This is a genomic window from Vibrio sp. Vb2880, assembly GCF_033337975.1.
GTDB classification, from domain to species: domain Bacteria; phylum Pseudomonadota; class Gammaproteobacteria; order Enterobacterales; family Vibrionaceae; genus Vibrio; species Vibrio alginolyticus.
In genome coordinates, this window is sequence record NZ_JAWORT010000030.1 from 23,963 (window position 1) to 47,899 (window position 23,937).

At 44.6% G+C, this 23,937-nt stretch carries 21 protein-coding genes, 1 tRNA gene and 1 other annotated feature; of the genes, 9 read left to right on the forward strand and 13 right to left on the reverse strand.

Going from position 1 to position 23,937, the window contains the following annotated elements:
• Positions 1-130: 130 nt before the first annotated feature.
• Positions 131-1,390, reverse strand: coding sequence for a dicarboxylate/amino acid:cation symporter (locus R7M92_RS22270; RefSeq protein ID WP_005376774.1), 1,260 nt, complete (start codon positions 1,388-1,390; stop codon positions 131-133).
• A gap of 543 nt (positions 1,391-1,933) precedes the next feature.
• On the opposite strand from R7M92_RS22270, the gene R7M92_RS22275 reads away from it, so the two are divergent.
• A complete protein-coding gene (locus R7M92_RS22275; protein WP_262643584.1) occupies positions 1,934-3,475 on the forward strand; it encodes a long-chain-fatty-acid--CoA ligase in 1,542 nt (513 codons plus the stop codon).
• Positions 3,476-3,601: 126 nt separating this feature from the next.
• Here the strand turns inward: R7M92_RS22275 and R7M92_RS22280 are convergent, their stop codons facing one another.
• From R7M92_RS22280 to R7M92_RS22315, 8 genes are all read right to left on the reverse strand, one after another.
• Positions 3,602-4,297 carry a Crp/Fnr family transcriptional regulator gene (locus R7M92_RS22280; RefSeq protein WP_005376777.1) on the reverse strand — a complete coding sequence of 232 codons (696 nt, stop codon included), beginning with the start codon at positions 4,295-4,297 and terminating at the stop codon, positions 3,602-3,604.
• A gap of 196 nt (positions 4,298-4,493) precedes the next feature.
• Complete coding sequence (gene trpA, locus R7M92_RS22285) at positions 4,494-5,300, reverse strand: tryptophan synthase subunit alpha (protein ID WP_047009991.1); 807 nt, start codon at positions 5,298-5,300, stop codon at positions 4,494-4,496.
• Positions 5,300-6,490 (reverse strand): tryptophan synthase subunit beta, encoded by a 1,191-nt coding sequence (gene trpB, locus R7M92_RS22290; protein ID WP_005376781.1) that lies wholly within the window; start codon positions 6,488-6,490, stop codon positions 5,300-5,302. Before trpB ends, trpA begins: the two co-directional genes overlap by 1 nt.
• Before the next feature lie 64 nt (positions 6,491-6,554).
• Complete coding sequence (trpCF, locus tag R7M92_RS22295; protein ID WP_318104708.1) at positions 6,555-7,994, reverse strand: bifunctional indole-3-glycerol-phosphate synthase TrpC/phosphoribosylanthranilate isomerase TrpF; 1,440 nt, start codon at positions 7,992-7,994, stop codon at positions 6,555-6,557.
• Between the two features lie 13 nt (positions 7,995-8,007).
• The gene (gene trpD, locus R7M92_RS22300) at positions 8,008-9,018 is read right to left on the reverse strand and encodes an anthranilate phosphoribosyltransferase (RefSeq protein WP_138940444.1); all 1,011 of its coding nucleotides are present in this window, start codon (positions 9,016-9,018) and stop codon (positions 8,008-8,010) included.
• Positions 9,019-9,055: 37 nt separating this feature from the next.
• Positions 9,056-9,664 carry an aminodeoxychorismate/anthranilate synthase component II gene (locus tag R7M92_RS22305; RefSeq protein ID WP_005434961.1) on the reverse strand — a complete coding sequence of 203 codons (609 nt, stop codon included), beginning with the start codon at positions 9,662-9,664 and terminating at the stop codon, positions 9,056-9,058.
• Between the two features lie 16 nt (positions 9,665-9,680).
• Entirely contained in the window at positions 9,681-11,246 is a 1,566-nt protein-coding gene (locus R7M92_RS22310) for an anthranilate synthase component 1 (RefSeq protein WP_318134322.1), read from the reverse strand.
• A gap of 126 nt (positions 11,247-11,372) precedes the next feature.
• Positions 11,373-11,476: a sequence feature (Trp leader region), on the reverse strand.
• Positions 11,423-11,548 (reverse strand): trp operon leader peptide, encoded by a 126-nt coding sequence (locus tag R7M92_RS22315; protein ID WP_005376787.1) that lies wholly within the window; start codon positions 11,546-11,548, stop codon positions 11,423-11,425. Its footprint overlaps the feature before it by 54 nt.
• 95 nt (positions 11,549-11,643) lie before the next feature.
• Here R7M92_RS22315 and rnm point away from each other — a divergent pair, with 95 nt between their 5' ends.
• Complete coding sequence (gene rnm / locus R7M92_RS22320; RefSeq protein ID WP_005386777.1) at positions 11,644-12,501, forward strand: RNase RNM; 858 nt, start codon at positions 11,644-11,646, stop codon at positions 12,499-12,501.
• A gap of 59 nt (positions 12,502-12,560) precedes the next feature.
• Positions 12,561-13,181 carry an L-threonylcarbamoyladenylate synthase gene (locus tag R7M92_RS22325; RefSeq protein ID WP_005376791.1) on the forward strand — a complete coding sequence of 207 codons (621 nt, stop codon included), beginning with the start codon at positions 12,561-12,563 and terminating at the stop codon, positions 13,179-13,181.
• A gap of 93 nt (positions 13,182-13,274) precedes the next feature.
• On the opposite strand, the gene R7M92_RS22330 is transcribed toward R7M92_RS22325, so the two are convergent.
• The gene (locus tag R7M92_RS22330) at positions 13,275-13,985 is read right to left on the reverse strand and encodes a calcium-binding protein (protein ID WP_005376796.1); all 711 of its coding nucleotides are present in this window, start codon (positions 13,983-13,985) and stop codon (positions 13,275-13,277) included.
• A 565-nt stretch (positions 13,986-14,550) separates the two neighbouring features.
• Between R7M92_RS22330 and rluB the strand changes: the two genes are divergently transcribed.
• Complete coding sequence (gene rluB, locus R7M92_RS22335) at positions 14,551-15,489, forward strand: 23S rRNA pseudouridine(2605) synthase RluB (RefSeq protein WP_054701249.1); 939 nt, start codon at positions 14,551-14,553, stop codon at positions 15,487-15,489.
• Between the two features lie 187 nt (positions 15,490-15,676).
• Here rluB and R7M92_RS22340 read toward each other — a convergent pair whose 3' ends face one another.
• Positions 15,677-15,997: an HI1450 family dsDNA-mimic protein gene (locus R7M92_RS22340; protein WP_005376800.1), complete on the reverse strand. Its 321-nt coding sequence runs from the start codon at positions 15,995-15,997 to the stop codon at positions 15,677-15,679.
• Positions 15,998-15,999: 2 nt separating this feature from the next.
• Positions 16,000-16,566, reverse strand: coding sequence for an elongation factor P-like protein YeiP (gene yeiP, locus R7M92_RS22345; protein WP_005376801.1), 567 nt, complete (start codon positions 16,564-16,566; stop codon positions 16,000-16,002).
• Between the two features lie 194 nt (positions 16,567-16,760).
• On the opposite strand from yeiP, the gene R7M92_RS22350 reads away from it, so the two are divergent.
• Positions 16,761-17,528 carry a hypothetical protein gene (locus tag R7M92_RS22350; RefSeq protein WP_005386779.1) on the forward strand — a complete coding sequence of 256 codons (768 nt, stop codon included), beginning with the start codon at positions 16,761-16,763 and terminating at the stop codon, positions 17,526-17,528.
• On the opposite strand, the gene R7M92_RS22355 is transcribed toward R7M92_RS22350, so the two are convergent.
• Positions 17,525-19,888: a DNA polymerase II gene (locus tag R7M92_RS22355; RefSeq protein WP_213866463.1), complete on the reverse strand. Its 2,364-nt coding sequence runs from the start codon at positions 19,886-19,888 to the stop codon at positions 17,525-17,527. The two genes, R7M92_RS22350 and R7M92_RS22355, sit on opposite strands and share 4 nt — an antisense overlap.
• 427 nt (positions 19,889-20,315) lie before the next feature.
• On the opposite strand from R7M92_RS22355, the gene uvrY reads away from it, so the two are divergent.
• The 4 genes from uvrY (at position 20,316) to R7M92_RS22375 (ending at position 23,935) form a co-directional block, all read left to right on the forward strand.
• Complete coding sequence (gene uvrY, locus R7M92_RS22360) at positions 20,316-20,960, forward strand: UvrY/SirA/GacA family response regulator transcription factor (protein ID WP_005386783.1); 645 nt, start codon at positions 20,316-20,318, stop codon at positions 20,958-20,960.
• A gap of 1 nt (position 20,961) precedes the next feature.
• Positions 20,962-22,794 carry an excinuclease ABC subunit UvrC gene (gene uvrC / locus R7M92_RS22365; RefSeq protein ID WP_318134326.1) on the forward strand — a complete coding sequence of 611 codons (1,833 nt, stop codon included), beginning with the start codon at positions 20,962-20,964 and terminating at the stop codon, positions 22,792-22,794.
• A gap of 46 nt (positions 22,795-22,840) precedes the next feature.
• Positions 22,841-23,398 carry a CDP-diacylglycerol--glycerol-3-phosphate 3-phosphatidyltransferase gene (gene pgsA / locus R7M92_RS22370; RefSeq protein WP_005394805.1) on the forward strand — a complete coding sequence of 186 codons (558 nt, stop codon included), beginning with the start codon at positions 22,841-22,843 and terminating at the stop codon, positions 23,396-23,398.
• A gap of 463 nt (positions 23,399-23,861) precedes the next feature.
• Positions 23,862-23,935 (forward strand) — tRNA-Cys (locus R7M92_RS22375).
• Positions 23,936-23,937: the final 2 nt, after the last annotated feature.

The window sequence follows — 23,937 nt, forward strand, 5'->3', positions numbered from 1 at the left end:
TATATTTTGTAATGGTTTATATCATTTTGAAAAATTTATGCCATCGGTTTCTATTTGTATAGTTACGTAATGCAAGAAAAGACAAAAAAACCGCTCATTATGAGCGGTTTTTGGTCTATTCAAGAAAGGGTTAGGCTTCTTGCTTTTTTAGCTCAGCTTCTGCCGTTTCTTCTTCAATTAGCGCATCAACGATAACTGCACATGCAGCATCACCTGTGATGTTCAGTGCTGTACGAATCATATCGAAAATACGGTCAAGAGCGAATAGCAGCGGTAGACCTTCAATTGGAATACCAGCGGCAAGAAGCACGGCAACCACTAGGAAAGAAGGGCCAGGAACACCTGCTTGACCAACCGCACCCAATGTAGACGTTACGATAATTGCAATGTAAGCGCCCATGCCTAGATCGATATTGAACAGTTGAGCAAAGAAGATAGCAACCAAGCCATAGTAAATCGCATTACCTGACATGTTGATCGTTGCGCCTAGAGGCAGAACAAATGATGCAGTTGAATTTTTTACGCCCAGCTCTTTTTCACAGGTGTCCATTGTGACAGGCAGTGTTGCCATAGAAGACGCTGTTGAAAGCGCAACTGCTTGCGGTTTCTTCATTGAAGACAGGAATTTCTTCGCAGATGTCTTCGTGAAAACATGCACCATTGCTGGGTAAACAACGAAACCGAAGATTAGGATGGCGGCAACGTAAACAACGAACAGTTTAAATACCACCATTAGCGCACCAAAACCAAACGTACCGACGGCTTCTGCCATCAGACCAAATACACCGATAGGTGCAATGATCATTACTTTGTTGATCATCCAAACCATTGCGTCAACGATGCAGTTAACACCATTGATGATTGGTTCACGACGTTCTTTTGCTTGCTTAGAAATCGCAATACCAAAGAACATACAGAAAACGAGGATCTGTAGGATGTTTGCTTCATTTAGTGATTGGAAGACGTTGGTTGGGATCATACCCGTGATGGTTGCCCAGAAAGTAGGTAGTTCACCTTTTGAAGCGTATTCTGCTGAGAACATGCCTTCAACGCCAGAGACGTCGATACCCATGCCTGGTTGGAATACTTCACCCATAAATAGTGCAAGCGCAACGGCTAGGGCGGATGTTAAACCAAAATAACCTAGAGTGACTATACCAACTTTACCTGCTGACTGGCTGTTCCCAAGACCAGCGGCACCAGAAATCAAGGCTACAGCGACCAAAGGAATAACCAACATTTTGATTAAGTTGATAAAGATAGCACCTAAAGGAGCGAACACTGTCGCATCATGACCCATCATGGCACCAACGGCTGTGCCCACGATCATGGCGATTACGACTTGTACGCCAATGTTGTTTAGCAAACTCTTTTCTTTTAACACTTCCATAACCTCTGTGCTAATAAAATGTAAAATCCTAAAATTACCCACTAACCATAAATGGATTTACGGATAATTATCTCGCCTTGCTTTTTACACTTATCGTTTACAATTGGCAATATGCAGCAAGGTATTATTGATGGATTAATCGATATTTTATTGACGAACGATAAAGTTTTGTTCAATAGCAAACGTTTGCTATTGATTTTTCTTATAAGGGTCGCGCTTAGGATTGTTCAAGTTTATTTTTCTTTATTTGTTTTCTTTTTGTTAATTTTAACCGCTTTTGTATTTGCTATTGCAGTCAGAGTTTTTAGTGACTTGGGGTGATATTTATAACAATTCATCTCTTTCAAGCTCACACTTTTATTAATTTGCGTTCTGAAATGTTAATTGCTTTACATTCTTGGCTCTAATTGCGTTGTAAACATAATGTTAAATGATAATGACTGGTGAGAATCAAATGCTGACGATCCAGTGTTAGGGATAACTTGCTTAGTTAATGCTCCTGAGCTGATTAGACGAGAAAGACAAGTAAGAGGTGAAGAGACTATGATGAATCTTGCTGCTGCGTTACAAAGAAATGCTGCGAGTAAACCAGATAAAACGGCGTTGATATGTGGCGCTGAAAAGATAAATTATGCGCAATTTGATGCGATCGCTGGCAAGATCGCAGCGTCTTTAATCAATAAAGGCGTAAAGCCAGGTGACCGCGTTGCGATTTCATGCCCAAACATTCCTTTTTTCGCGTTTGTTTATTATGCAATACAAAAAGCCGGCGCGGTTGCAGTCCCATTAAATGTGCTTTTGAAAGCGCGAGAAATTAAGTATCACTTAGAAGATTCAAAAGCGAAGTTTTATTTCTGCTTTGAAGGGACGAAAGAACTGCCAATGGCAAAAGAGGGTGTCAAAGCCTTTGAACAAGTCGATACATGCGAAGGCATAGTCGTATTGACTCAATCTCAAGATGAAAGCTATTGGAATGGTGTAATAACTCTCAATGCGTTTATAGCCGATGTCCAACCGTTGCCGGATTATATACCGCGTAATGCGGATGATACATGTGTGATTTTGTATACATCAGGGACGACAGGCTTACCAAAAGGCGCTGAACTGACTCAGCAGAACATCATAATGAACGCTCTGGTGGCACAAAACATTATGGGCAGCCAGGCCGATGATATTCACTTAGTAACTTTGCCTTTATTTCATACATTTGGTCAAACCGTCCACTTAAATGCTAGTGTTTTGGGCGGGGCAACATTGGTGTTAGTGCCTAGGTTTGAGCCTAAACATGTTCTTGAGCTGGTGGAAAAACATAGGGTGACGATATTTGCTGGTGTGCCAACGATGTACATCGGTCTGCTTCATGTGCAGCATCAATTTGATACCTCGTCATTGCGTGTTGCAGTAAGCGGTGGTGCGCCATTGCCAACCGAAATCTTTCGAACCTTTGAAGAAACATTTAATGTGCCGATCTTAGAAGGATACGGGTTATCGGAGACAAGTCCTATTGCATGTTTTAATCATTTGGATCAGGAGCGCATACCTGGCTCGGTAGGTCAACCGGTTCAAGGTGTCGAAGTAAAAGTTATCGATATTGAAGGTAATGCACTACCGATAGGCGAAGAAGGTGAGATTGTTGTGCGTGGTCATAATGTTATGAAGGGATATCTTGACCGCCCAGAAGTTACTGAATCTGCGCTACAAAATGGTTGGTTCCATACTGGTGATGTGGGCCGCTTTGACAGTTCAGGTAATTTATTTATTGTCGATAGAATGAAAGATCTGATCATTCGAGGTGGATTTAATGTTTATCCCAGAGAAATTGAAGAAGTTTTCATGACTCATCCTGCAGTTTCAATGGTAGCGGTGATAGGGATTCCAAATGAAGAGTATGGCGAAGAGATAAAAGCCTACGTTGTACTTAAACCAAAAGAATACATTGACGCCGATTCATTACATAAGTGGGGTAAAGAGCAATTAGCCTCGTTTAAGTATCCTCGTTATGTCGAAATTCGTGAACACCTCCCGATGAGTGCGACAGGAAAGATTTTGAAACGTGAGTTGAAATCTGAATTGAATATAGCTTAGTCAATTCAATGGTTTTTGTGTCACAGCGCCACTTGCCTAAGTGCAAATGGTGTTGTGCTCTTGACCAATTAGATGCATAAGGTTTTTAGCTATCGTTAGACAATACTTACCGTTTGTTGAATGGATCTATTGCTCGAGTTCTTTAAAGTATTCTTCTAAGCGTTTCGGATTGGTAATGGTTACTGAGCCATAGTTTAGCTCTAGCATCCCAATACTTTCTAATCGTTTTAGTATCTTGTGTACGCTCTGACGAGTTAGCCCCATCATGTTAGCGATATGTTCTCTTGTTACCCTGACAACGCATGGTCGAGTATCGATCGCTTGATTAAGTTGGTATTCAGCAAGTAGCAGCAACCTTTTGGCGACTCGTTCTTCAATTCCTCTAATCGCGTCATCTTCGATAACAGAAATAGCAGACCACAAGCGGCGGCTAAGTAAGTCGAGTATAGTGGGGTAACTTTGAGGGTATTTGGCGAGTAATTGGCGAAATTTATCTCCAGGAAGCTCCATTACAGTCACGTCAGAATGCGCGGTCGCACCAAAAATACGAGGCATGCCGGGAGAAAAAACATTGTCTCCAAACCAGCCACCAGCTTCGAAAATCATCAGTGTGACTTCTTTGCCTTTTGAACTAATTGAGTTCACTCTCACTGCACCTTGAGCTATGACCATAAGAGAAGATTGAAGCGCACCTTTATTGCAAATCAGTGCTTTTTCGTCGAAGCAGCGAACCTTAGTCATTTGCGCTGCTTCACTAAGCCCTTTATCTGGCAGCCCTGATAGTACAGGACATTTGGCTAGCAGTGTTTTGACTTCTTCCATGTAGCAACCTTACTGCACATTGCTTTATTGAGTTAGTTAAGTTACCCAAGCTTAACACTCTTTGAGTGCTCTGCTTGAGATAGATTTGGAAAGTGCGGGCGTTGAACAAAAAATGACGTGGCATAAACGCGATAGTAAGAAAACGCCCACTAAACATAATGTTAAGCGGGCGTTGTTGTGTCATATCAAACTGAAATTATTTTTGAGTGGCGGCTTTCATTGCAGAAACGAATTCACCTAGCTTGTCGAGCATAATTTGTGGCTGATCAACGTTCGCTTCAATGATTTTGACCACGGCTGAACCAGAAATTGCACCAGCGGCGCCAGATTCTAGTGCTTGTTTCACCTGTGCAGGCTCTGAGATGCCAAAACCAAGTAGTGCTGGTGGCGCATCAAATTGGTTCAGTCTATCCAGCATATGACCTACAGGCATGTTTGCTTTGGTTTCTGCGCCAGTAACGCCAGCACGAGATAGTAGGTAAGTGTAGCCGCCACCTAACTCTGATACTTGCTTCAGTGTTTCATCACTTGCCGTTGGTGGTGCGATGAAGATTGGGTGAATACCAAACTTCTCTGCAGCAGCAACAAATTCAGCACTTTCATTAGTTGGTACGTCTGCAATCAAAACAGAATCGATGCCTGCTTTTGCACAACGCTCATAGAAGTTCTCGATACCACGAGAGTAAACAAGGTTCGCGTACATCAGAAGACCAATAGGCAACTCTGGGTATTTAGCTCGGATCTTACCGATTTGCTCGAAGCAGATATCTGGTGTTGCACCTGAATCTAACGCGCGAATGTTAGCGCCTTGGATGGTTGGGCCATCGGCTAGCGGATCTGAGAATGGAATACCAAGTTCAAGGGCATCTGCGCCAGACTCAACCAGTGTTTCCATGATTTTGTAAGACTGCTCTGCGTTTGGATCGCAAACCGTTACGAACGGTACAAATGCGCCTTGGTTCTTTTCGTTTAGGCGCGCAAACATCTTCTCATAACGGCTCATTAGATCGCTCCTTTTTCTTCTAGGATGGCATGTACAGTGAAGATATCTTTATCACCACGACCAGATAGGTTAACAACCAGCAATTGCTCTTTTTCTGGATTCTCACGTGCCATACGCAGTGCGTGTGCCACGGCGTGAGAAGATTCAAGTGCAGGGATGATGCCTTCATGGCGTGCAATCTCTTGGAATGCTTCTAGCGCTTCATCGTCTGTCACGTTGTCGTATTCAGCACGGCCAATTGCGTTTAGGTGTGCGTGCTGTGGACCAACTGAAGGGAAATCAAGGCCAGCAGACACCGAGTAAGACTCTTCTACTTGGCCGTTTGGATCTTGCATCAATGGTGCTTTCATACCGAAGAAGATGCCTGTTTTACCATGCTTAAGTGGTGCACCGTGCTGGTCAGTATCGATACCTTTACCTGCTGGCTCAACACCAATTAGGCGAACGCTTTCTTCTTCGATGAAGTCAGCAAACATACCAATCGCGTTTGAACCACCGCCCACACATGCGATAACCGCATCAGGAAGACGACCTTCACGTGCCAAAATCTGATTCTTCGTTTCTTCACCAATCATGCGTTGGAAGTCACGCACGATCGTTGGGAATGGGTGAGGGCCTGCCGCTGTACCTAGTAGGTAGTGCGCGTCTTCATAAGTTGCAGACCAGTCGCGTAGCGCTTCGTTACATGCGTCTTTAAGCGTTGCTGAACCCGAGTGGACAGGAATAACTTCTGCGCCCATTAGCTTCATACGGAATACGTTCGGGCTTTGACGCTCAACGTCTTTTGCACCCATGTAAACGCGACACTTAAGGCCAAGCAGCGCACACGCTAGTGCAGTTGCTACACCGTGTTGGCCTGCCCCCGTTTCTGCGATGATTTCGTTTTTACCCATGCGTTTTGCAAGCAGAGCTTGACCTAACACTTGGTTGGTCTTGTGCGCGCCACCGTGAAGTAGGTCTTCACGTTTTAGGTACAGTTTGGTTTTCGTACCTTTGGTTAGGTTACGAGTTAGAGTCAAAGCCGTTGGACGACCCGCATACTCTTGAAGAAGCGTCATGAATTCGCTGCGGAATTCTGGATCTTCTTGCGCGTCGATAAACGCTTGCTCTAGTTGCTCCAGCGCTGGAACTAGAATTTGCGGAACGTACTGACCGCCGTATTCGCCAAAGTAGGCATTCAGTTTTGCCATCGTTATATTCCTTCTCGTATTTTTCGCTACGAATAGCTTTAAATTTTTTAGCTGATGTCCAGCTTTAGTAGTTGCGAATGGCGGTGAAGGCCGCAAGCAACTTCTGTGAATCTTTTTTGCCTGGTGCGCTTTCTACACCAGAGTTTAAATCTAACCCCAAGCAACCTAGTGTCGCTGCTTGTTGAGCATTTTCTGGCGACAGTCCGCCCGCTAGCATAATTTGACTTGGGTCGCCGATCAGTGACCAGTCGAAAACTTGACCAGTTCCGCCGGTTTGAGTGCCAACTTGTGCATCTAATAGGTGACGGTCAATGTTTTCTGCAAGTAGTTCTGGCTTGGCATCAGTCACGCCGTAAGCTTTCCAAATTTCTACCGCTGCTGGCAGTTCGGCTTTAAGTTGGTTTACGTAAGCTTGGTCTTCTTGACCGTGCAGTTGCACCGCTTTTAAACCCAAAGAGGTCACGACAGAAGCAACAAAATCGATATCGTGATTTTGGAAAACGCCCACGTAGTTCAGTGGAGCACCGCTCATGGTTAGGCGAGCACCTTCAAGGTCAACCGCACGCTTCGACTTCTCGACAAAAATCAGGCCACCAAATACCGCGCCAGCTTGATATGCTTTTGCTGCGTCATCTGGATGCGTTAAGCCACACACTTTGTTTTCGCCTAAGGTCACTTTACGTACAGCAAGTTCTAAGTTGTCTTCTGCCATCAGTGAACTACCAATCAAGAAGCCGTCTGCGTATTCCGCTAAATCACGAACTTGTTGATGCGTATAAATGCCAGATTCTGAGATTACTGTTGCGTTAGGAGCCAGTTCGCGAATGGTCGGTGCCAGTTCTTTAGTACGATTCAAATCAGTACTTAGGTCGCGAAGGTTACGGTTATTAATGCCGATAACGCGTGCGCCTAGCTTAACGGCACGATGAAGCTCTTCTTCGTTGCTGACTTCGGTCAAGATACCCATGTTCAGGCTGTGCGCTGCTTCCTCTAGCGCTTTGTACTCTTCGTCATTAAGGACAGAAAGCATCAGTAGCACGGCATCAGCACTGTAATGACGTGCTAGGTAAACTTGGTAGGTATCTACCATGAAATCTTTGCACAGAACCGGTTGTTTGACTTGACCACGCACTTGAGGAAGAAAGTCAAAGTTACCTTGGAAGTACTTTTCGTCTGTTAGGACTGAAATTGCATCTGCGTGGTTGTTGTAAACCGACGCAATGTAATCCAAGTCGAAGTGATCACGAATCAAACCTTTAGAAGGAGATGCCTTCTTACATTCTGTGATGAATGCCGTCTTTTCGCCACTCAGAGCATCGTAGAAGCTGCGGTCCGATGGCAGCAAATCAGACTGAAATGTGCTTAGCGGTTGAGACACCTTACGGTCTGCTACCCACTGATATTTGTCGCGGACAATTTTCGCCAGTACTTCTGCCATTTCTGCTTCTTTCTTAGAAACGTGTTCAGACAGGTTGTCAGCTTGCTGAGTGTTGAAGTCAGTCATCTTCTTCAATTCCTTAAGCGTGTGCGGCAAGTTGTTGTACCAAATGGTACGCCTTGCCTGAATTCATTGCCTCAATCGCTTGTTGCGTGTTGGCTTTTAAATCTTCGTGGCCGAATAGACGCATTAGCAGAGCAACGTTTACTGCCACTGCACCCAATTGTGCGTCTGTACCTTTACCCGTCAGAATATTGGTAATGATCGCTTTGTTTTCTTCAGGATCGCCACCTTTGATCGCTTCTAGGGGGTGAGCTTCTAGACCGAAGTCTGCAGGCGTTAGTTTGTATTCTGTGATCTTACCGTCTTTGATTTCGGCAACGGTTGTTTCACCATGAATCGCCACTTCATCCAAGCCACTGCCGTGTACTACAGCGGCGCGCTTCATACCCATTTGTAGCATGGTTTCTGCGATAGGACGAACCAGTTCTTCACTGTAAACGCCCATCAACTCGATGTTAGGACGAGCAGGGTTAATCAGTGGGCCAAGAATGTTAAAGATAGTGCGTGTTTTCATGGTTTGACGCACTGGCATCGCATGTCGCACACCACCGTGGTACTGAGGTGCAAATAGGAAAGCAACACCGATCTCGTCTACCGCTTTGCGCGTATCTTCTGCGCTCATTGCTAGGTTAATACCAAATGAATCAAGAAGGTCAGAAGAGCCCGATTTGCTTGAAACGCTGCGGTTACCGTGTTTCGCTACTTTTAGACCACATGCTGCAGCAACAAACGCCGCAGTGGTTGAAATGTTGATGGTGTTGTGACCGTCACCGCCAGTACCTACGATATCTGCGAAATCGTAATCTGGGCGAGAGAATGGATTTGCGTTTGCCAGCAGTGCTTTCGCCGCGCCTGCAATTTCGTCTGGCGTTTCGCCTTTGATTTTTAGTGCAGTCAGTGCTGATGCCATCAAAATTGGGTCTAGTTCACCACGGATAATGATGTCGAATAGCTGTTGGCTCTCTTCCTGAGTAAGCGATTCTTGCTCGTACAGTTTGGTAATAATAGGGTTGATGATTGTTTCCATATTTCCTCTCCTAAATTTCTTATGTGCCAAGTGCTTTTTAAGCAGTGAGTGGGTTCGCTGAAGTTTGTTCTTCAAGTGCCCATTCAATGGCATTGGCCAACAGTGTCGCTCCGTAGGTCGTCATAATAGATTCCGGGTGGAACTGGAACCCGCAAACTTTATCCTCTTCATGTACAACAGACATTACCAAGTCATCCACTTCTGCTGTGATGGTTAGGCTCTCAGGAACCTTGGTCGCAACCAGCGAGTGGTAACGTGCAATTGCAAGTGGTGATGGTAGGTTTTGGTAAATCGCATGGTTTTGGTGCTCCATCATAGAGACCTTACCGTGAATGATTTCGCCCGCGCCAGCAACGGTGCCGCCGTATGCTTCAACAATCGCTTGGTGACCAAGACAAATACCGATCATCGGCACTTTGCCTTTCATACGTTGGATAAGCTCTGGCATTGAGCCTGCCTCTGACGGTGCACCAGGACCTGGTGATAGCAGAACCACTGGGTTTTCAAGCTCATTTACCGCTTGTTCAATGGTTTCTGCTGGGATGTTGTTTCGGTAAATCTTGACTGAGTGACCTAGCGAGCGGAATTGATCCACAAGGTTGTAGGTGAACGAGTCAAAGTTGTCGATAAAAATGATATTAGCCATCTCTGAACCCTATTCCTTATTGTGACTTATGCGCTGCTTGGATAGCAGAGATTACCGCTTGTGCTTTGCCGCGCGTTTCGTCTGCTTCCGCTTGTGGATCAGAGTCGAACACCACGCCTGCACCAGCTTGAACTTGAGCAATATCGTTCTCAACGTACGCTGAGCGAATTACGATACATGTGTCGAGGGTGCCTTCACCAGTTAGGTAGCCCACAGCACCGCCGTAGCTACCGCGTCGTGCGCCTTCTACGTCGCGAATCAATTGCATTGCACGAATCTTTGGTGCACCAGTGAGCGTGCCCATGTTCATACATGCTTGGTATGCGTGCAGCGCGTCTAGGTCTTCACGCAGTTGGCCAACCACACGAGATACCAAGTGCATTACGTGGCTGTAACGGTCGACTTTTAGAAGGTCTGCTACGTGGCGAGTTCCAGCTTGAGCAATACGAGCGACGTCGTTACGTGCCAAGTCAACCAACATCATGTGTTCTGCGTTTTCTTTCATGTCGGTGCGCAGTTCAAGTTCGATGCGGCTATCTAGGTCGAAATCAATCTCGCCGTTAGGGCGCTTACCACGGCGACGTGTGCCTGCAATTGGGTAGATTTCAATTTGGTTGGTATCGGTTTCATACTTAAGCGCGCTTTCTGGTGATGCGCCAAACAGAGTGAACAGCTCATCTTGCATGTAGAACATGTAAGGGCTTGGGTTACTTTGTTTCAGTTCTTTGTAAGCCGCTAGTGGAGAAGGACAAGGTAGAGTGAATCTACGAGACGGTACAACTTGGAATACATCGCCTTTCACTACGAACTCTTTTAAGTCGCGAACGGTTTGGCAGAAGTCTGCATCAGACACGCTAGGTTCTACCGTTACATCTGTTATTTGCTCTGCACTCGGCAACAGTTTTGGCGCTGCACACTGGGCGCTAATTTCTGCAATACGAGTCTCTAACGCTGTTTTCTCTGAACCATCAACAAACAACGTCGCTTGAAGCTGGCAAGATTCCGTTTGATGGTCGACAACAAGCAATGTTTCCGCTACGTAGAAAACGTAATCTGGACACTGATTTGTTGCTTCTGCATTACCAAGCGGCTCGAAGTTTGCGACTAAGTCGTAGGCAAACAGACCACCAAGGAAAATTGCGTGTTTGTCTTGCTGTGAAATATCAAAACTATGCTGAACCAAACGCAGCGCATCGAAAGAAGAAGCTTCACGTAGGCGAGAGTCTTCATCTAACGTGTCGCATGGCTGGTTAAACTCCAAAGTTAGCGTTTCGCCATCGAACTTGCTCTCAACGTCACCACGGATGTTTTGGTTTAGGTGAGACAGTAGGTTTTTACCGTTATTGGTCAAGGCGTGCATGCTAACGGTATGGCCGAAGCAAACAATGCGAACCGCTGAATCTACGATTAGCAGGGATTTTAAATTTTGCTTTGAATCGATCTCAGCAGATTCCAGCAATAGGCTGTCAGTTTTGTTCTCACATAACGTGTGGAACAAGCGAGTCGGGTCTTGAGTATAAGGGACGGAAGCCGTTAGCACTTCAAGCTGTCCAAGTTTCTTAATTTCAATGGCCTTGTTCACAAGACCTCCTTGTAGCTGTTTAAATCTTCCTGCCGTACATAGTCGCATAAAGCAAACGTTCTCCCAATCTAGAGTTGGCTATATTCGATTAATGTTTAGGCAGTTGAATGTGAAATGAGCAACAAAACAAAAAAGCCCGCTTAAGTAGCGGGCTTTACAACGTTTGGTTCTATAAACTAGAAGTATACGTTTGCCCACCAAGAACTAGTCCAAGTGCGCCACCAAGCAAGATCTGATGAGTTTGCCTTATTAAGACAAACCGCAACTTTCGCTTTTTGGTTTTGGTTAAATTCTTGTAACATGGTGAACCTTAAATTACGCACTTTGTATTTGTGTACTAGTTAACTAGTGCGAGAGTAAAAAGTCAACCCCAAAACGGCATTAAAACGATAAAAATATGAGAATTGATTTACATAGTCACACCACAGCATCGGACGGTCGGTTAGAACCTAAAGATTTAGTGGAAAGGGCGCTGAGTTTTGATATCGAGGTTTTGGCGATCACTGATCACGATACGGTTGACGGTTTGGCGTTAGCTAAGCAATACGTTCAAGATAATAATTTGCCGATAAAAATCATCAATGGCATTGAGATATCGACCGTCTGGCAAAACAAAGACATTCATATTGTCGGCCTGAATATTGATCCGGAAAATGAACAATTATCTGCCCTCATAGAACAGCAGAAGCAGCATCGCATAACACGATCTGAGTTAATTGCAGAGCGACTACAAAAAGCAACTCGAGTAGGTGTGCTTGAAGAGGTAAGGCAAATCGCCGGTGATGCTCCAGTGACAAGAGCGCATTTCGCGAAATGGTTGGTAGATAATGGTTACGCAAAAACCATGCAAATGGTGTTTAAAAAATACCTAACGCGTAATAACCCAGGTTATGTACCACCGAATTGGTGTTCGATGAAGGATGCGGTTGATGCTATCCATGCGGCTGGTGGAATGGCGGTATTAGCGCATCCTGGCAGATATAAGTTGACAGCGAAGTGGATTAAGCGTCTTCTAGCAGCGTTTGTCGAAGCAGGTGGTGATGCGATGGAAGTTGCACAGCCACAGCAAGCGCAACAAGAAAGGCGCAACTTGGCTGATTATGCTATACAATACAAACTATTAGCCTCTCAAGGCAGTGATTTTCACTACCCATCACCGTGGATGGAGCTAGGAAGGAACCTATGGTTGCCTGCTGGCGTCGAACCAGTTTGGAAAGATTGGGGAATAGATCCTTCGTTGAATAATACTCAGTAATACGAAGTCGAGAACCCATAAAAATATAGAGCCGAGAGGCTCGATAATGAGGAATTACAATGAGCCAGTTTTTTTACGTTCACCCAGAAAACCCACAGGCTCGCTTGATTAATCAAGCAGTAGCAATCATTCGTAACGGCGGCGTTGTGGTTTACCCTACTGATTCAGGGTACGCACTTGGCTGTCAGTTGGAGAACAAACAGGCACTGGAACGAATCTGTCAGATTCGTCGTCTGGATGATAAGCATAACTTTACTTTACTGTGTCGTGATTTGTCGGAGCTTTCTCTCTATGCGCGAGTGGATAACTCTGCATTCCGACTGCTGAAAAATAACACACCAGGTCCTTACACCTTCATCTTCAAAGGCACAAAAGAGGTGCCGCGTCGTTTGATGAATGCAAAACGTAAGACCATCGGTATCCGTGTTCCAGACAATCAAATTGCCTTGGACTTGTTGGAAGCATTAGGTGAGCCGATGATGTCTACGTCGTTGATTCTACCTGGCAGTGACGTAACAGAATCTGATCCAGAGGATATTCGCGATAAACTAGAACATGCGGTTGATGTGATTCTTAATGGCGGTTACTTAGGTGAACAACCTACGACTGTAATTGACTTTAGCGAAGGTGAACCTGTTGTGGTTCGTTTGGGATCTGGTGACCCTGCACCATTCGAATAGTAGACGCACACCACCGTCAAACAAAATAGGAGGCATCGCGCCTCCTATTTTAGTTGTCATATCGAATATCTCATTGAACTTAACTGATTGAGGTTAAGCGAAATCGAAAATGTCGATACCATTTTGTTCTGCATAGTTGATGTATGCAGAGCTCACACCGTTTAGTGTCACTTCAACATTGTATTCATCACTTGAGAATACTGCCCAGCCACATTCATTGTAAGATAAAGTCAGATCATCCGCTGAATCCAAGAACGTATCTCGAATGCCATCGTTATCAGTGTCTCGGCCCATATCAAAGACAAGTTTGTCATGGAAAATATTAAAATCGACAATGTCGGCTTTAACATCAATATCGTTGGAAGACACTGGCTGATCAGGTACACCAATAGCCAGGCGGTTTGTAAGCACGAAGGTGTCGTCTCCACAGCCACCGCTCAGTACTGATTCACCATCACCAACAACGAGCGTGTCGTTACCCCAGCCACCACTCAAGTAGTTGTTGCCTGAATAATCAAAAATTGTGTCGTCGCCGCAGCCACCAAAGAGTTTGTCGTTTCCTAATCCGCCGGATAGGAAATCGTTTCCAAAGCCGCCAGAAACAAAGTCGTTACCTCGGCCACCAAGCAAGGTATCATCTCCCCAGCCACCGAAGACAATATCATTACCTCCGTATCCTACAAACTTATCATCACCACAGAAGCCGAAGAAGATATCGGTTGTTTCAGAGCCTTTTGTGCCTGTCATATCGTCATCTTGAGATGTCCCAAAAATCCAATTTAGGTCGAGATTTAGCATAGACATTGTTCTATTCCTTTTTGTCTGATTTATGCCAATCGCCGAGAGTGCAGAGCGAACCTAGAGAGTCAGAGTACACGATAGCATTAGTGTTATTTTTGATGTGAACTAATGACTTAAAGACAATTTTTGTCTTGTTACCCACGACCTTGTTTTGCTATGAGCGCTCATTGTCTGCGGTGATTGGTATTACTTAGCAGCAAACAGGGACGGCTTATTCTTCGTTGCTTTCTAGCAATACGAACAGTAAACACACCCCAAGTGGTTATTGTTGTAACCCTGACAATTTTATCAGGTACCGCGTGGTTAAAGTGGTTCAGGAAGACCGATATTAGTGGGATTCTCGTTGAGCAATGCCTGCATTAAGTAGTAAAAAAGTTGCAGAATAGGACAAATATTTCGGTCATTTTTGAAGTGAATTTTGGTGTGGAGAATGGCGCCGATTTAGCTTACATTAACTAAGAAAGTTACGTATAATGTCCGACCGAAAAATCCCACTGAAATGGGTAAATAGCAAAATGCAGACCAATCCTGGTCTAGACGTCTGTGAAGACGACACATAGGTAGATAAATGAGCGAAAAGTTACAAAAAGTATTAGCACGTGCTGGTCACGGTTCTCGTCGTGAGATTGAATCGTTAATTAAATCTGGTCGCGTTAGCGTGAACGGTGTAGTCGCTAAGCTTGGTGAAAGACTTGAAGACGAGAGCAGCGTAGTTCGTATCGATGGTCACATTGTCTCTGCAAAGATTCAAGAAGAAGTGATTTGTCGTGTACTTGCGTACTACAAACCTGAGGGTGAACTGTGTACTCGTCACGATCCAGAAGGTCGTCGTACTGTTTTTGATCGTCTGCCAAAAATTCGTGGCTCTCGTTGGATTTCAGTTGGTCGTCTGGATGCGAACACTTCTGGTCTTCTACTTTTCACAACGGATGGTGAACTGGCGAACCGCTTAATGCACCCAAGCCGCCAAGTTGAACGTGAATACCTAGTACGTGTGTTCGGTGAAGTAACTGAACAGAAAGTTCGTAATCTAGTCAAAGGTGTTGAACTGGAAGACGGTTTAGCTCGCTTTGAAGATGTTGTTTACGCGGGTGGTGAAGGCATGAACCACACGTTTTACGTTGTTATCAACGAAGGTCGTAACCGCGAAGTTCGTCGACTATGGGAATCGCAAGAGTGTACCGTTAGCCGTCTGAAACGTGTTCGTTACGGCGACATCTTCTTAGACAAGAAACTGCCTCGTGGCGGTTGGATGGAGCTTGACCTGAAAGAAGTAAACTACTTGCGTGAGCTTGTAGAGCTTCGTCCAGAGAAAGAAACCATGCTTGATCTGAACAAAGACAACACGTCACGCAAACGTGAGCGTGCACGCAGCCAAAAAATTCGTCGCGCAGTTAAGCGCCATGAAGAGCGTGTTAACACGCCAAAAGGCCGCAGCAACAACCCTTCTCGTCGTAAGCCGAAGAAGGCTGCTGGTGACCAAGGCGCACGTAACAAGCATCGTTAATCGATAGCAAAACATCAGAAAGGCTTGCCAATTCGGCAAGCCTTTTTCTTATCTGTTACATAACAAAAGGATCTAAAGCCGATATAGAGCAGGGTGCTTTGGATAAACAAATATCTCAGCTAAACAAAAACAACAGATAAAAAAATACCAGCACTAGGCTGGTATTTTTGTTCATGATGAAGAAACGTTAATCGCGTTTCCAAAGCATATGGCAGAACTTATGTTCAGGGTCTCGGCTGATTAGCATACGAGCAAATACGTCATCAAGAACGTCATTTTCCTCATTTACTAGGCCGATACGAACCTCTGCATATACTTCTTTGTCGATCTCGAAGCCAACATGTTCAACCCAGTCATCACCGGTTTCAACAAGTTCTGCGGCACCACGATCTTCAAATTGCGCAGTAAACAGAATCACGTCAGCAGGCTCTAGGTTATCCGGAGCCATCTCAAGGAAAATGTCGTACGCTGCGTCGATGACGTCGTCGTAAGAAATCAAATCAGACATGCTTATGCTCGGCTCATGTATTTACGTTCAGCTGTGTTAATGATAACACGGTCACCAGTTGCAATGTACTCAGGAACCTGGATGACAAGACCTGAAGCGAAGCGTGCTGGCTTAGTGCGAGCAGATGCAGAAGCACCTTTGATTGAAGGGTCAGTTTCTTCAATCACTAGCTCAACAGAAGATGGTAGTTCAATACCCACTGCAGCACCGTTAACAAGGATAATGTGGATACCTTGTGTATCTTCGTTGATGAACAGCATGTCGTCTTCAACTTCATTGTGCTTGAATGTGTATTGTGAGTAGTCTTCGTTATCCATGAAGATGTGCTCATCGCCGTCAGCGTATGAGTACACAACTGCACGTTTGTTCATTTCTACCGTTTCAACAACGTCATCAGACTTGTAACGTTCATCTACACGTGCGCCCGTGTTTAGATCTGTACAACGCATTTTGTAGATTTTAGCGCCGCCACGACCGCCAGGAGTCGTTACTTCGATGTCTTTAACGAGAAGAGTTTTACCATTAGACTCGATTGCGAAGCCTTTTTTGATTTCACTTGCCTTTGGCATTGTATATTCCTATTCATACTTATTAAGCAAAACTCGGTGATTATAGCGCTAAGTTAGCCGCCTAGCATTAAAATTCATTGCAGAAATTTGTTGTTACTCCCATGACTAAACACCTGAATGGACTTGATTCAGTGAGTCGGCTAAGAGAACATATAGCCCAACTTCTTGAACCATCTGAGAACACGTTTTAAGTCATGTCTCTGCCTGTTATCGATCCTAAACAACCATTTCAACCAGAGTTTGCGCCTTTAATTAGGGAAGTCACCGCTTGTCTCAAAGGTGGACTGGGGCAAAACTTACACAGCGTTTATGTATACGGTAGTGTTGCTCGTAAAACAGCGATCGCAGGGAAGTCGAACTTAGACCTGGTTGTCGTTACTCAATCATCCTTTGAGCACAATCGCGCGACTTTGCTCAACACAATTAAGTGGCGTGCGCAGCAGAGTTACCCTCACGTTAATGGTGTATCGGTCCGTACAGCCTTAGTGAGCGAAGTAGCTAATTTAGATAGTATTTTCACTTGGGGCTTTATGCTTAAGCATTGCTGTGTCTGTGTTTATGGTGATGATCTAGCAGACTGTTTTGGTGATTACGTCCCAAGTTGGGAAATTGCTAAGCACTGGAATATGGATGTGGAAGATTGGATTACGGCTTATCGCAAAAAAATCGTACAAGCGAAGACGATAGAAGAGCAGGTGGCCGCCCAGCGCGTGATTGCTAAAAAGTTACTAAGAGCGTCATACTCTTTGGTGATGTATCGAGATAAACGTTGGTTTGATGACCCCGTAGAGTGTGGCAAGGTATTCTTAACTTATCATCCTGAAAAGCAGCTTGAGATCGAGCGGCTAGAAATTTTACTTTCTGGCCGGGGGATTCCCAAGCGTTCTGTTATCGGGCTAATTGATGCGTTTGGTGATTGGTTAGTCAAACAGTACCAGAAAACAGAGTTTCGTATCGGCTAAAACAACCCCATTTGTGGCGCTGAAAGCCTGTCAAAGTCCGTCCCAATGAAAGGGAGAATCGCATCTGCAACGGGTTTGAGTTGTTTATCAATGTAATGTTGATAATCAATCGGGCTATTGAGGTACTCATAAGGTTCAGGGCCGTTCACGGTAATAATGTATTCAATTCGTCCTTTGTTTTGATACTGTAATGGGCGGCCAAGCTTGGCATTTATCTCATCCGCTAAACGAGCTGCGCGCACTTGTGGCGGGACGTTCTTCTGATACTCATGCAGTTTTCTGCGCAGTCGCTTTTGATACACCAACTGTTCATCAAATTCACCGTTGTTAGTTTTCTCAACCATCTCTCGGACATAGTCGCTTGGATCTTCACCATGGAAAATCATGCTATAGAGTGTATTTTGAAATTTCTGAGCTAACGAGGTCCAGTCAGTACGGGCACTTTCTAACCCTTTAAATACAATCCGTTCTTGCTCTCCTTCACCGATTAAACCCGCATAGCGCTTTTTCGAGCCAGTTTCTGCGCCACGAATCGTTGGCATAAGGAATCTGCGATAATGGGTTTCATACTCGATTTCCAACATAGATGTTAGGTTGTACTCAGAACGCAGGTGTTCTTGCCACCAAGAGTTGATGTAATCAACTAATTGATTTCCAACAGCGTCAGCTTCTACTTGACTGTATGGTCGATTCAACGACACGAATGTGGAATCCGTATCGCCGTAAATCACTTGATATCCTTGCTCCTCAATCAGCACCTTAGTTTGCTTCATGATTTCATGTCCGCGCATGGTAATACTAGAAGCTAACCGAGTATCAAAGAAACGACATCCCGATGAGCCCAGTACGCCATAAAAGGAGTTCATGATGATTTTGATTGCCTGAGAAAAAGCTTTTTCATTGTTCTTCTTTGCAACATCACGTGCTGCCCAAAGCTTTTCAATCATTTCTGGTAAAAAGTGTTTCGTACGATGGAACTGCCCACCGCGAAAGCCAGGTACAGCCTGATTTTCTTCTTTTCCAATATCGAGCAATAACCCTTCAACTAAACCCATAGGATCAATCAAGAAAGAGCGAATAATCGATGGATATAGACTCTTAAAATCCAATACTAAAACAGAATCATATAGGTTAGGGATGGAATCCATCACGTAACCTCCGGGGCTGGCAATCCAATTTTCAGGGTGTAGGTTCGGAGCAACGTAGCCTGCTCGGTGTATCTGAGGCATGTATAGGTTTGTGAATGCTGCAACCGAACCGCCGACACGATCCAGTTCGACACCAGTGAGACGAGAGCGCTCTATTGCAAAGTCAAGCAGGTGAGTGTGATTGAAAATCTTATTCACTAACACGCAGTCTTGTAAATTATATTTAGCCAGCGATGGTTTGTCGGAGCGGTACATACGATTGATCTCATCCATGCGGTCATGCACGTTGTGGATTTCTTTACCTTCCCCCAAGAGTTCTTGAGATACAGACTCTAATGACCAAGATCGAAAGTGGTAAGTAGCCGTTTTTAGCGTATCGATACCATCCATCACAACTCGCCCGGGAATGGAGATAAACCCTTGTTGGCTTTGAGATGAACTTCTAAAAAAGCTGGCTTGGTCTGCTCTGCCAAGCATTAGCTTCATGTTGTGCCATTCTGCTCGTTTGTGTAGCAGACGAAAGTCAAAATCAATGACATTCCAACCGACAATGACATCGGGGTCGAATTTTTTAAACCAATCGATGAGTGCTTCTAGAAGCGCTTTTTCATCCTTAACCCATTGTATCGGTGTCTCCGAAGGTTCTGGTTCTCCGATCATGATAACGCGGGAATCCATGACGCTGTCTAATCCGATTGAGTAAAGAATGCCTTTCTCAGAGCATTCTAGATCTAACGAGACAACGTTTAACTTCGGCTCATATTGCCCCGCACGGCATTTTGCGCTCTGGACGCGTTGGTAGCCATTGGTGCGAGTCACATTGCCTGTAAACTCGATACTGCCTTTGATAAAACGCTCCATTAGGTAGCGATCGGCGAGGCGAATATCACTTTCATACGTAGTGATATCTTTTTGAGCGAATGTGTCTTTGAGTGCGAGAGCGTCTCTGGTTACATTGGTATAGCAGGCAGCAAGAGGCGTATGTTCAAACGTTTTGAGATCCAAAAGGCGGATGTCGACGAATATGTTTTTTTCTCGTGCGAGTGTCTTTGCTTGCTCTGAGTGTTTCTGAGCGATGAAAAATACTGGCTTCTCACCATTAATAAGTAACTGAGTAGGACCTGCTTCTGTCGAAAGCCACAGCTCGATTTGAGTTTGACCTTTGATGTCTCGTGCCTGTCGAGTTAGCAGGAAGCCTTGTTGAATATTCAAATGTGAGAAACCTTAGAAAACTTGAAGAACGTTAGTTTAACACTAAGAACTGTGAAAATAACCAGTAAAGAAAGCGTCTCAAATTTTTGCTGGAATTAGTGATTACAAGTTAGTCTTTGGTGCAAGAGGGACAGTGTCATTTTAAGTTATAGCGTGTTTCTCTGGGCAATATGAAACCTAGTTACTTGATTTATTGTACTTAATGTTGTTAATTGTCTTTTCTTAGATTTCGGTTCTGCTCATCACGCTCTAAAATAATAGAGTGGTTTATGAATAAGTTCTTGCTAAAGTTTGCGTTTCAGCACATATTCATAGAAAGCAATTTTTTGTCGATTACGTTAGTATATAGGCAGTCATACTGATATCCACATTTAACAAATAATGGTTATGTGGGTGCAGAACCAATACAAAGTGTGGAGATACAAGTTTGATAAATGTTTTCCTTGTAGATGATCACGAGCTGGTTCGCACAGGGATACGACGTATTATTGAAGACGTCCGTGGAATGAACGTAGCAGGAGAAGCTGACAGCGGTGAAGATGCAGTAAAATGGTGTCGCAGTAATCATGCTGACGTCGTTTTAATGGACATGAACATGCCAGGAATTGGCGGCTTGGAAGCCACTAAAAAAATTCTTCGCGTGAATCCTGATGTGAAAATCATCGTACTTACCGTTCATACAGAAAACCCGTTTCCAACCAAGGTGATGCAGGCAGGTGCGTCTGGTTATTTAACCAAAGGTGCTGGCCCTGACGAAATGGTGAATGCGATTCGTGTAGTTAATAGTGGGCAGCGTTACATCTCGCCAGAGATTGCGCAGCAGATGGCATTGAGTCAATTTTCTCCAGCCTCTGAGAACCCTTTTAAAGACTTATCCGAACGTGAATTGCAGATCATGCTTATGATCACCAAAGGCCAAAAGGTAACGGATATTTCTGAGCAACTTAATTTAAGTCCAAAGACAGTCAACAGCTATCGCTACCGACTCTTTAGTAAATTGGACATTAATGGTGACGTTGAGTTAACTCACTTAGCGATTCGCCACGGAATGCTGGACACCGAGACCCTTTAGCGTGAATCCTCCTTTCGATTCGGCTTCCTTTCTCAAGACAGTAACTCATCAGCCCGGCGTTTACAGAATGTACAACGCCGAAGCTGTTGTAATCTACGTAGGTAAAGCCAAAGACCTTAAAAAGCGCCTTTCAAGCTACTTTCGAAAAAAAGTAGACAGTGAGAAAACTCGCGCGCTTGTCAGTAATATCGCCAAAATAGACGTCACGGTGACTCACACTGAGACAGAAGCGCTGATCTTAGAGCATAACTACATCAAGCAGTATTTACCGAAATACAATGTGTTGCTGCGAGATGATAAGTCTTACCCTTATATCTTTATTAGCGGTCATAAGCACCCACGGCTTTCTATCCACCGTGGCGCCAAGAAGCGCAAAGGTGAATATTTTGGCCCCTACCCAGATTCTGGTGCAGTAAGAGAAACATTGCATTTGCTGCAAAAGATATTTCCTGTGCGCCAGTGTGAAGACACTGTCTATTCCAACCGAACGCGCCCATGTTTGATGTACCAAATTGGTCGCTGTGCAGGACCATGCGTTAATACCATCATTTCTGATGAAGAATATGCAGAGTTGGTTGGCTTTGTGCGCATGTTTTTGCAAGGCAAAGATCAGCAAGTACTCAAACAGTTGATTGAGAAAATGGAAGTTGCCAGTCAGCAATTACGCTTTGAAGATGCCGCTAAATTTCGCGATCAAATCCAAGCGATTAGGCGTGTTCAAGAGCAGCAGTACGTCTCAGAAGACAGCATGGATGATATGGATGTACTCGGGTTTGCTCAGGAGAATGGTATCGCGTGTATCCATATCCTGATGATACGCCAAGGCAAAGTGCTTGGTAGCCGTAGCCATTTTCCGAAAATCCCACAAAATACAAGCCAGCAGGAAGTGTTCGATAGTTTTCTGACTCAATACTATTTGAGCCATAACGAAGCACGTACAATTCCTTCTCGTATTATTTTGAATCAAGAGTTGGCAGAAGATATTGCGCCAATACAGAAAGCGTTAAGTGAAGTGGCAGGCCGTAAGGTTCATTTTCATACGTCGCCAACTGGCTCTCGAGCAAGGTATCTCAAGCTTTCGAACACGAATGCACTAACGGCGACTACCACAAAAATCAATCACAAGATGACGATTAATCAGCGTTTTCATGCGCTTCGCGAAACATTGAAGTTGGAGTCTATAGCTCGAATGGAATGTTTTGATATCTCCCATACGATGGGGGAAAGCACGATTGCGTCATGTGTGGTGTTCAACAACGAAGGCCCCGTAAAGCAAGAGTATCGTCGCTACAACATTACTGGGATTACCGGTGGTGATGATTACGCAGCAATGGGACAAGCGTTGGAGCGCCGTTATTCGAAGCAATTGGACGTAGAGAAAATTCCCGACATCATCTTTATCGATGGCGGTAAAGGTCAGTTAAATCGTGCGCATGACATCATTTCGCAATATTGGGGGGATTGGCCAAAGCGTCCCATCATGATTGGTATTGCAAAAGGCGTTACTCGCAAACCAGGTTTAGAAACGCTGATTACAGTCGATGGGGAGGAGTTTCATTTACCAAGCGATGCTCCTGCGCTGCACCTTATCCAACATATTCGTGATGAAAGCCATAACCATGCTATAGCGGGGCACCGTGCTAAGCGAGGTAAAACCAGACGTACGAGTGCACTCGAAGGGATTGAAGGAATCGGCCCTAAACGACGTCAGGCGTTACTCAAGTACATGGGTGGGTTACAAGAACTTAAACGTGCAAGTGTCGAAGAAATCGCCAAAGTACCGGGAATAAGTCACTCTTTAGCAGAAATTATTTTCCAAGCATTGAAACAATAAGGAAAATCGCGCAACATTAAGCCGCAATGTGTAAGAGAATAATAAAATGCGTTTGAATATCCCGAACATTCTGTCTCTTCTTAGACTGTTCCTAATCCCTGTTTTTGTGGTTGTCTTTTATCTACCTTATTCATGGGCACCGTTTGCAGCAGCAATGGTGTTTTGGGTAGCGGGTTTTACTGACTGGCTTGACGGCATGTTGGCCCGTAAACTTGGCCAAACTTCTCGTTTTGGCGCGTTTATTGATCCTGTCGCTGATAAAGTGCTAGTGGCAACGGCATTGATTCTAATCACGGAACATTATCATTCAATTTGGGTGACCATTCCTGCGGTAACGATGATTGCGCGAGAAATCATTATCTCAGCATTGCGAGAATGGATGGCTGAAATCGGTAAGCGAGCAAGTGTTGCGGTATCTTGGGTTGGCAAAGTAAAAACTGTTTCGCAAATGTTCGCCTTATGGGTGTTGATATGGCGTTACGATGAATGGATGGTTTGGCTAGGCTTTGCGGCCTTGTATGTGGCAACTTTCTTGACATATTGGTCAATGATTCAATATTTGGCTGCTGCGAAAGACGATCTGTTGAATGAAGAGCACCATTAAATTCTGATGTTAGAAAGCAGGCTTAATAGCCTGCTTTTTTGTATCTAAGGCAATCTACAGCATTTTTTGGCTTCTCCCGCTTTTCAATGCTTGCTAACGGCCATGTTTGCAATTTGTATCTGGGGCTTTTGCTTCGATAGAGTTCTATTTGTGATCTAAGTCTTGTTTTTGTCCTTGGAGAGTCTTAGAGAGGCGAGTCTTCTGATTATTAATACTTCAATGCACGCAACGCACGGCCAGCAGTGTAAGGCGTAGCCAAAGTTTTATGATAAACAAGTGTATTTAAGCGATTTTTAGTATTAAAACTAAGCAATCCATCGTCTTTCGCACAAATTCTAGTCAAACGATTTAAAAAAATAAAAATAGTGTTGACTCGATCGCTCGAATCCGTAGAATGCATCCCGTACCCAAGAGAGCACGGCTCGAAAGGGTGGTGAAAAAGCTTAGCTTTATTCACAAATGAGGCGCCTTGGCAGAGTGGCTATGCAGCGGATTGCAAATCCGTGGACCTCGGTTCGACTCCGGGAGGCGCCTCCATT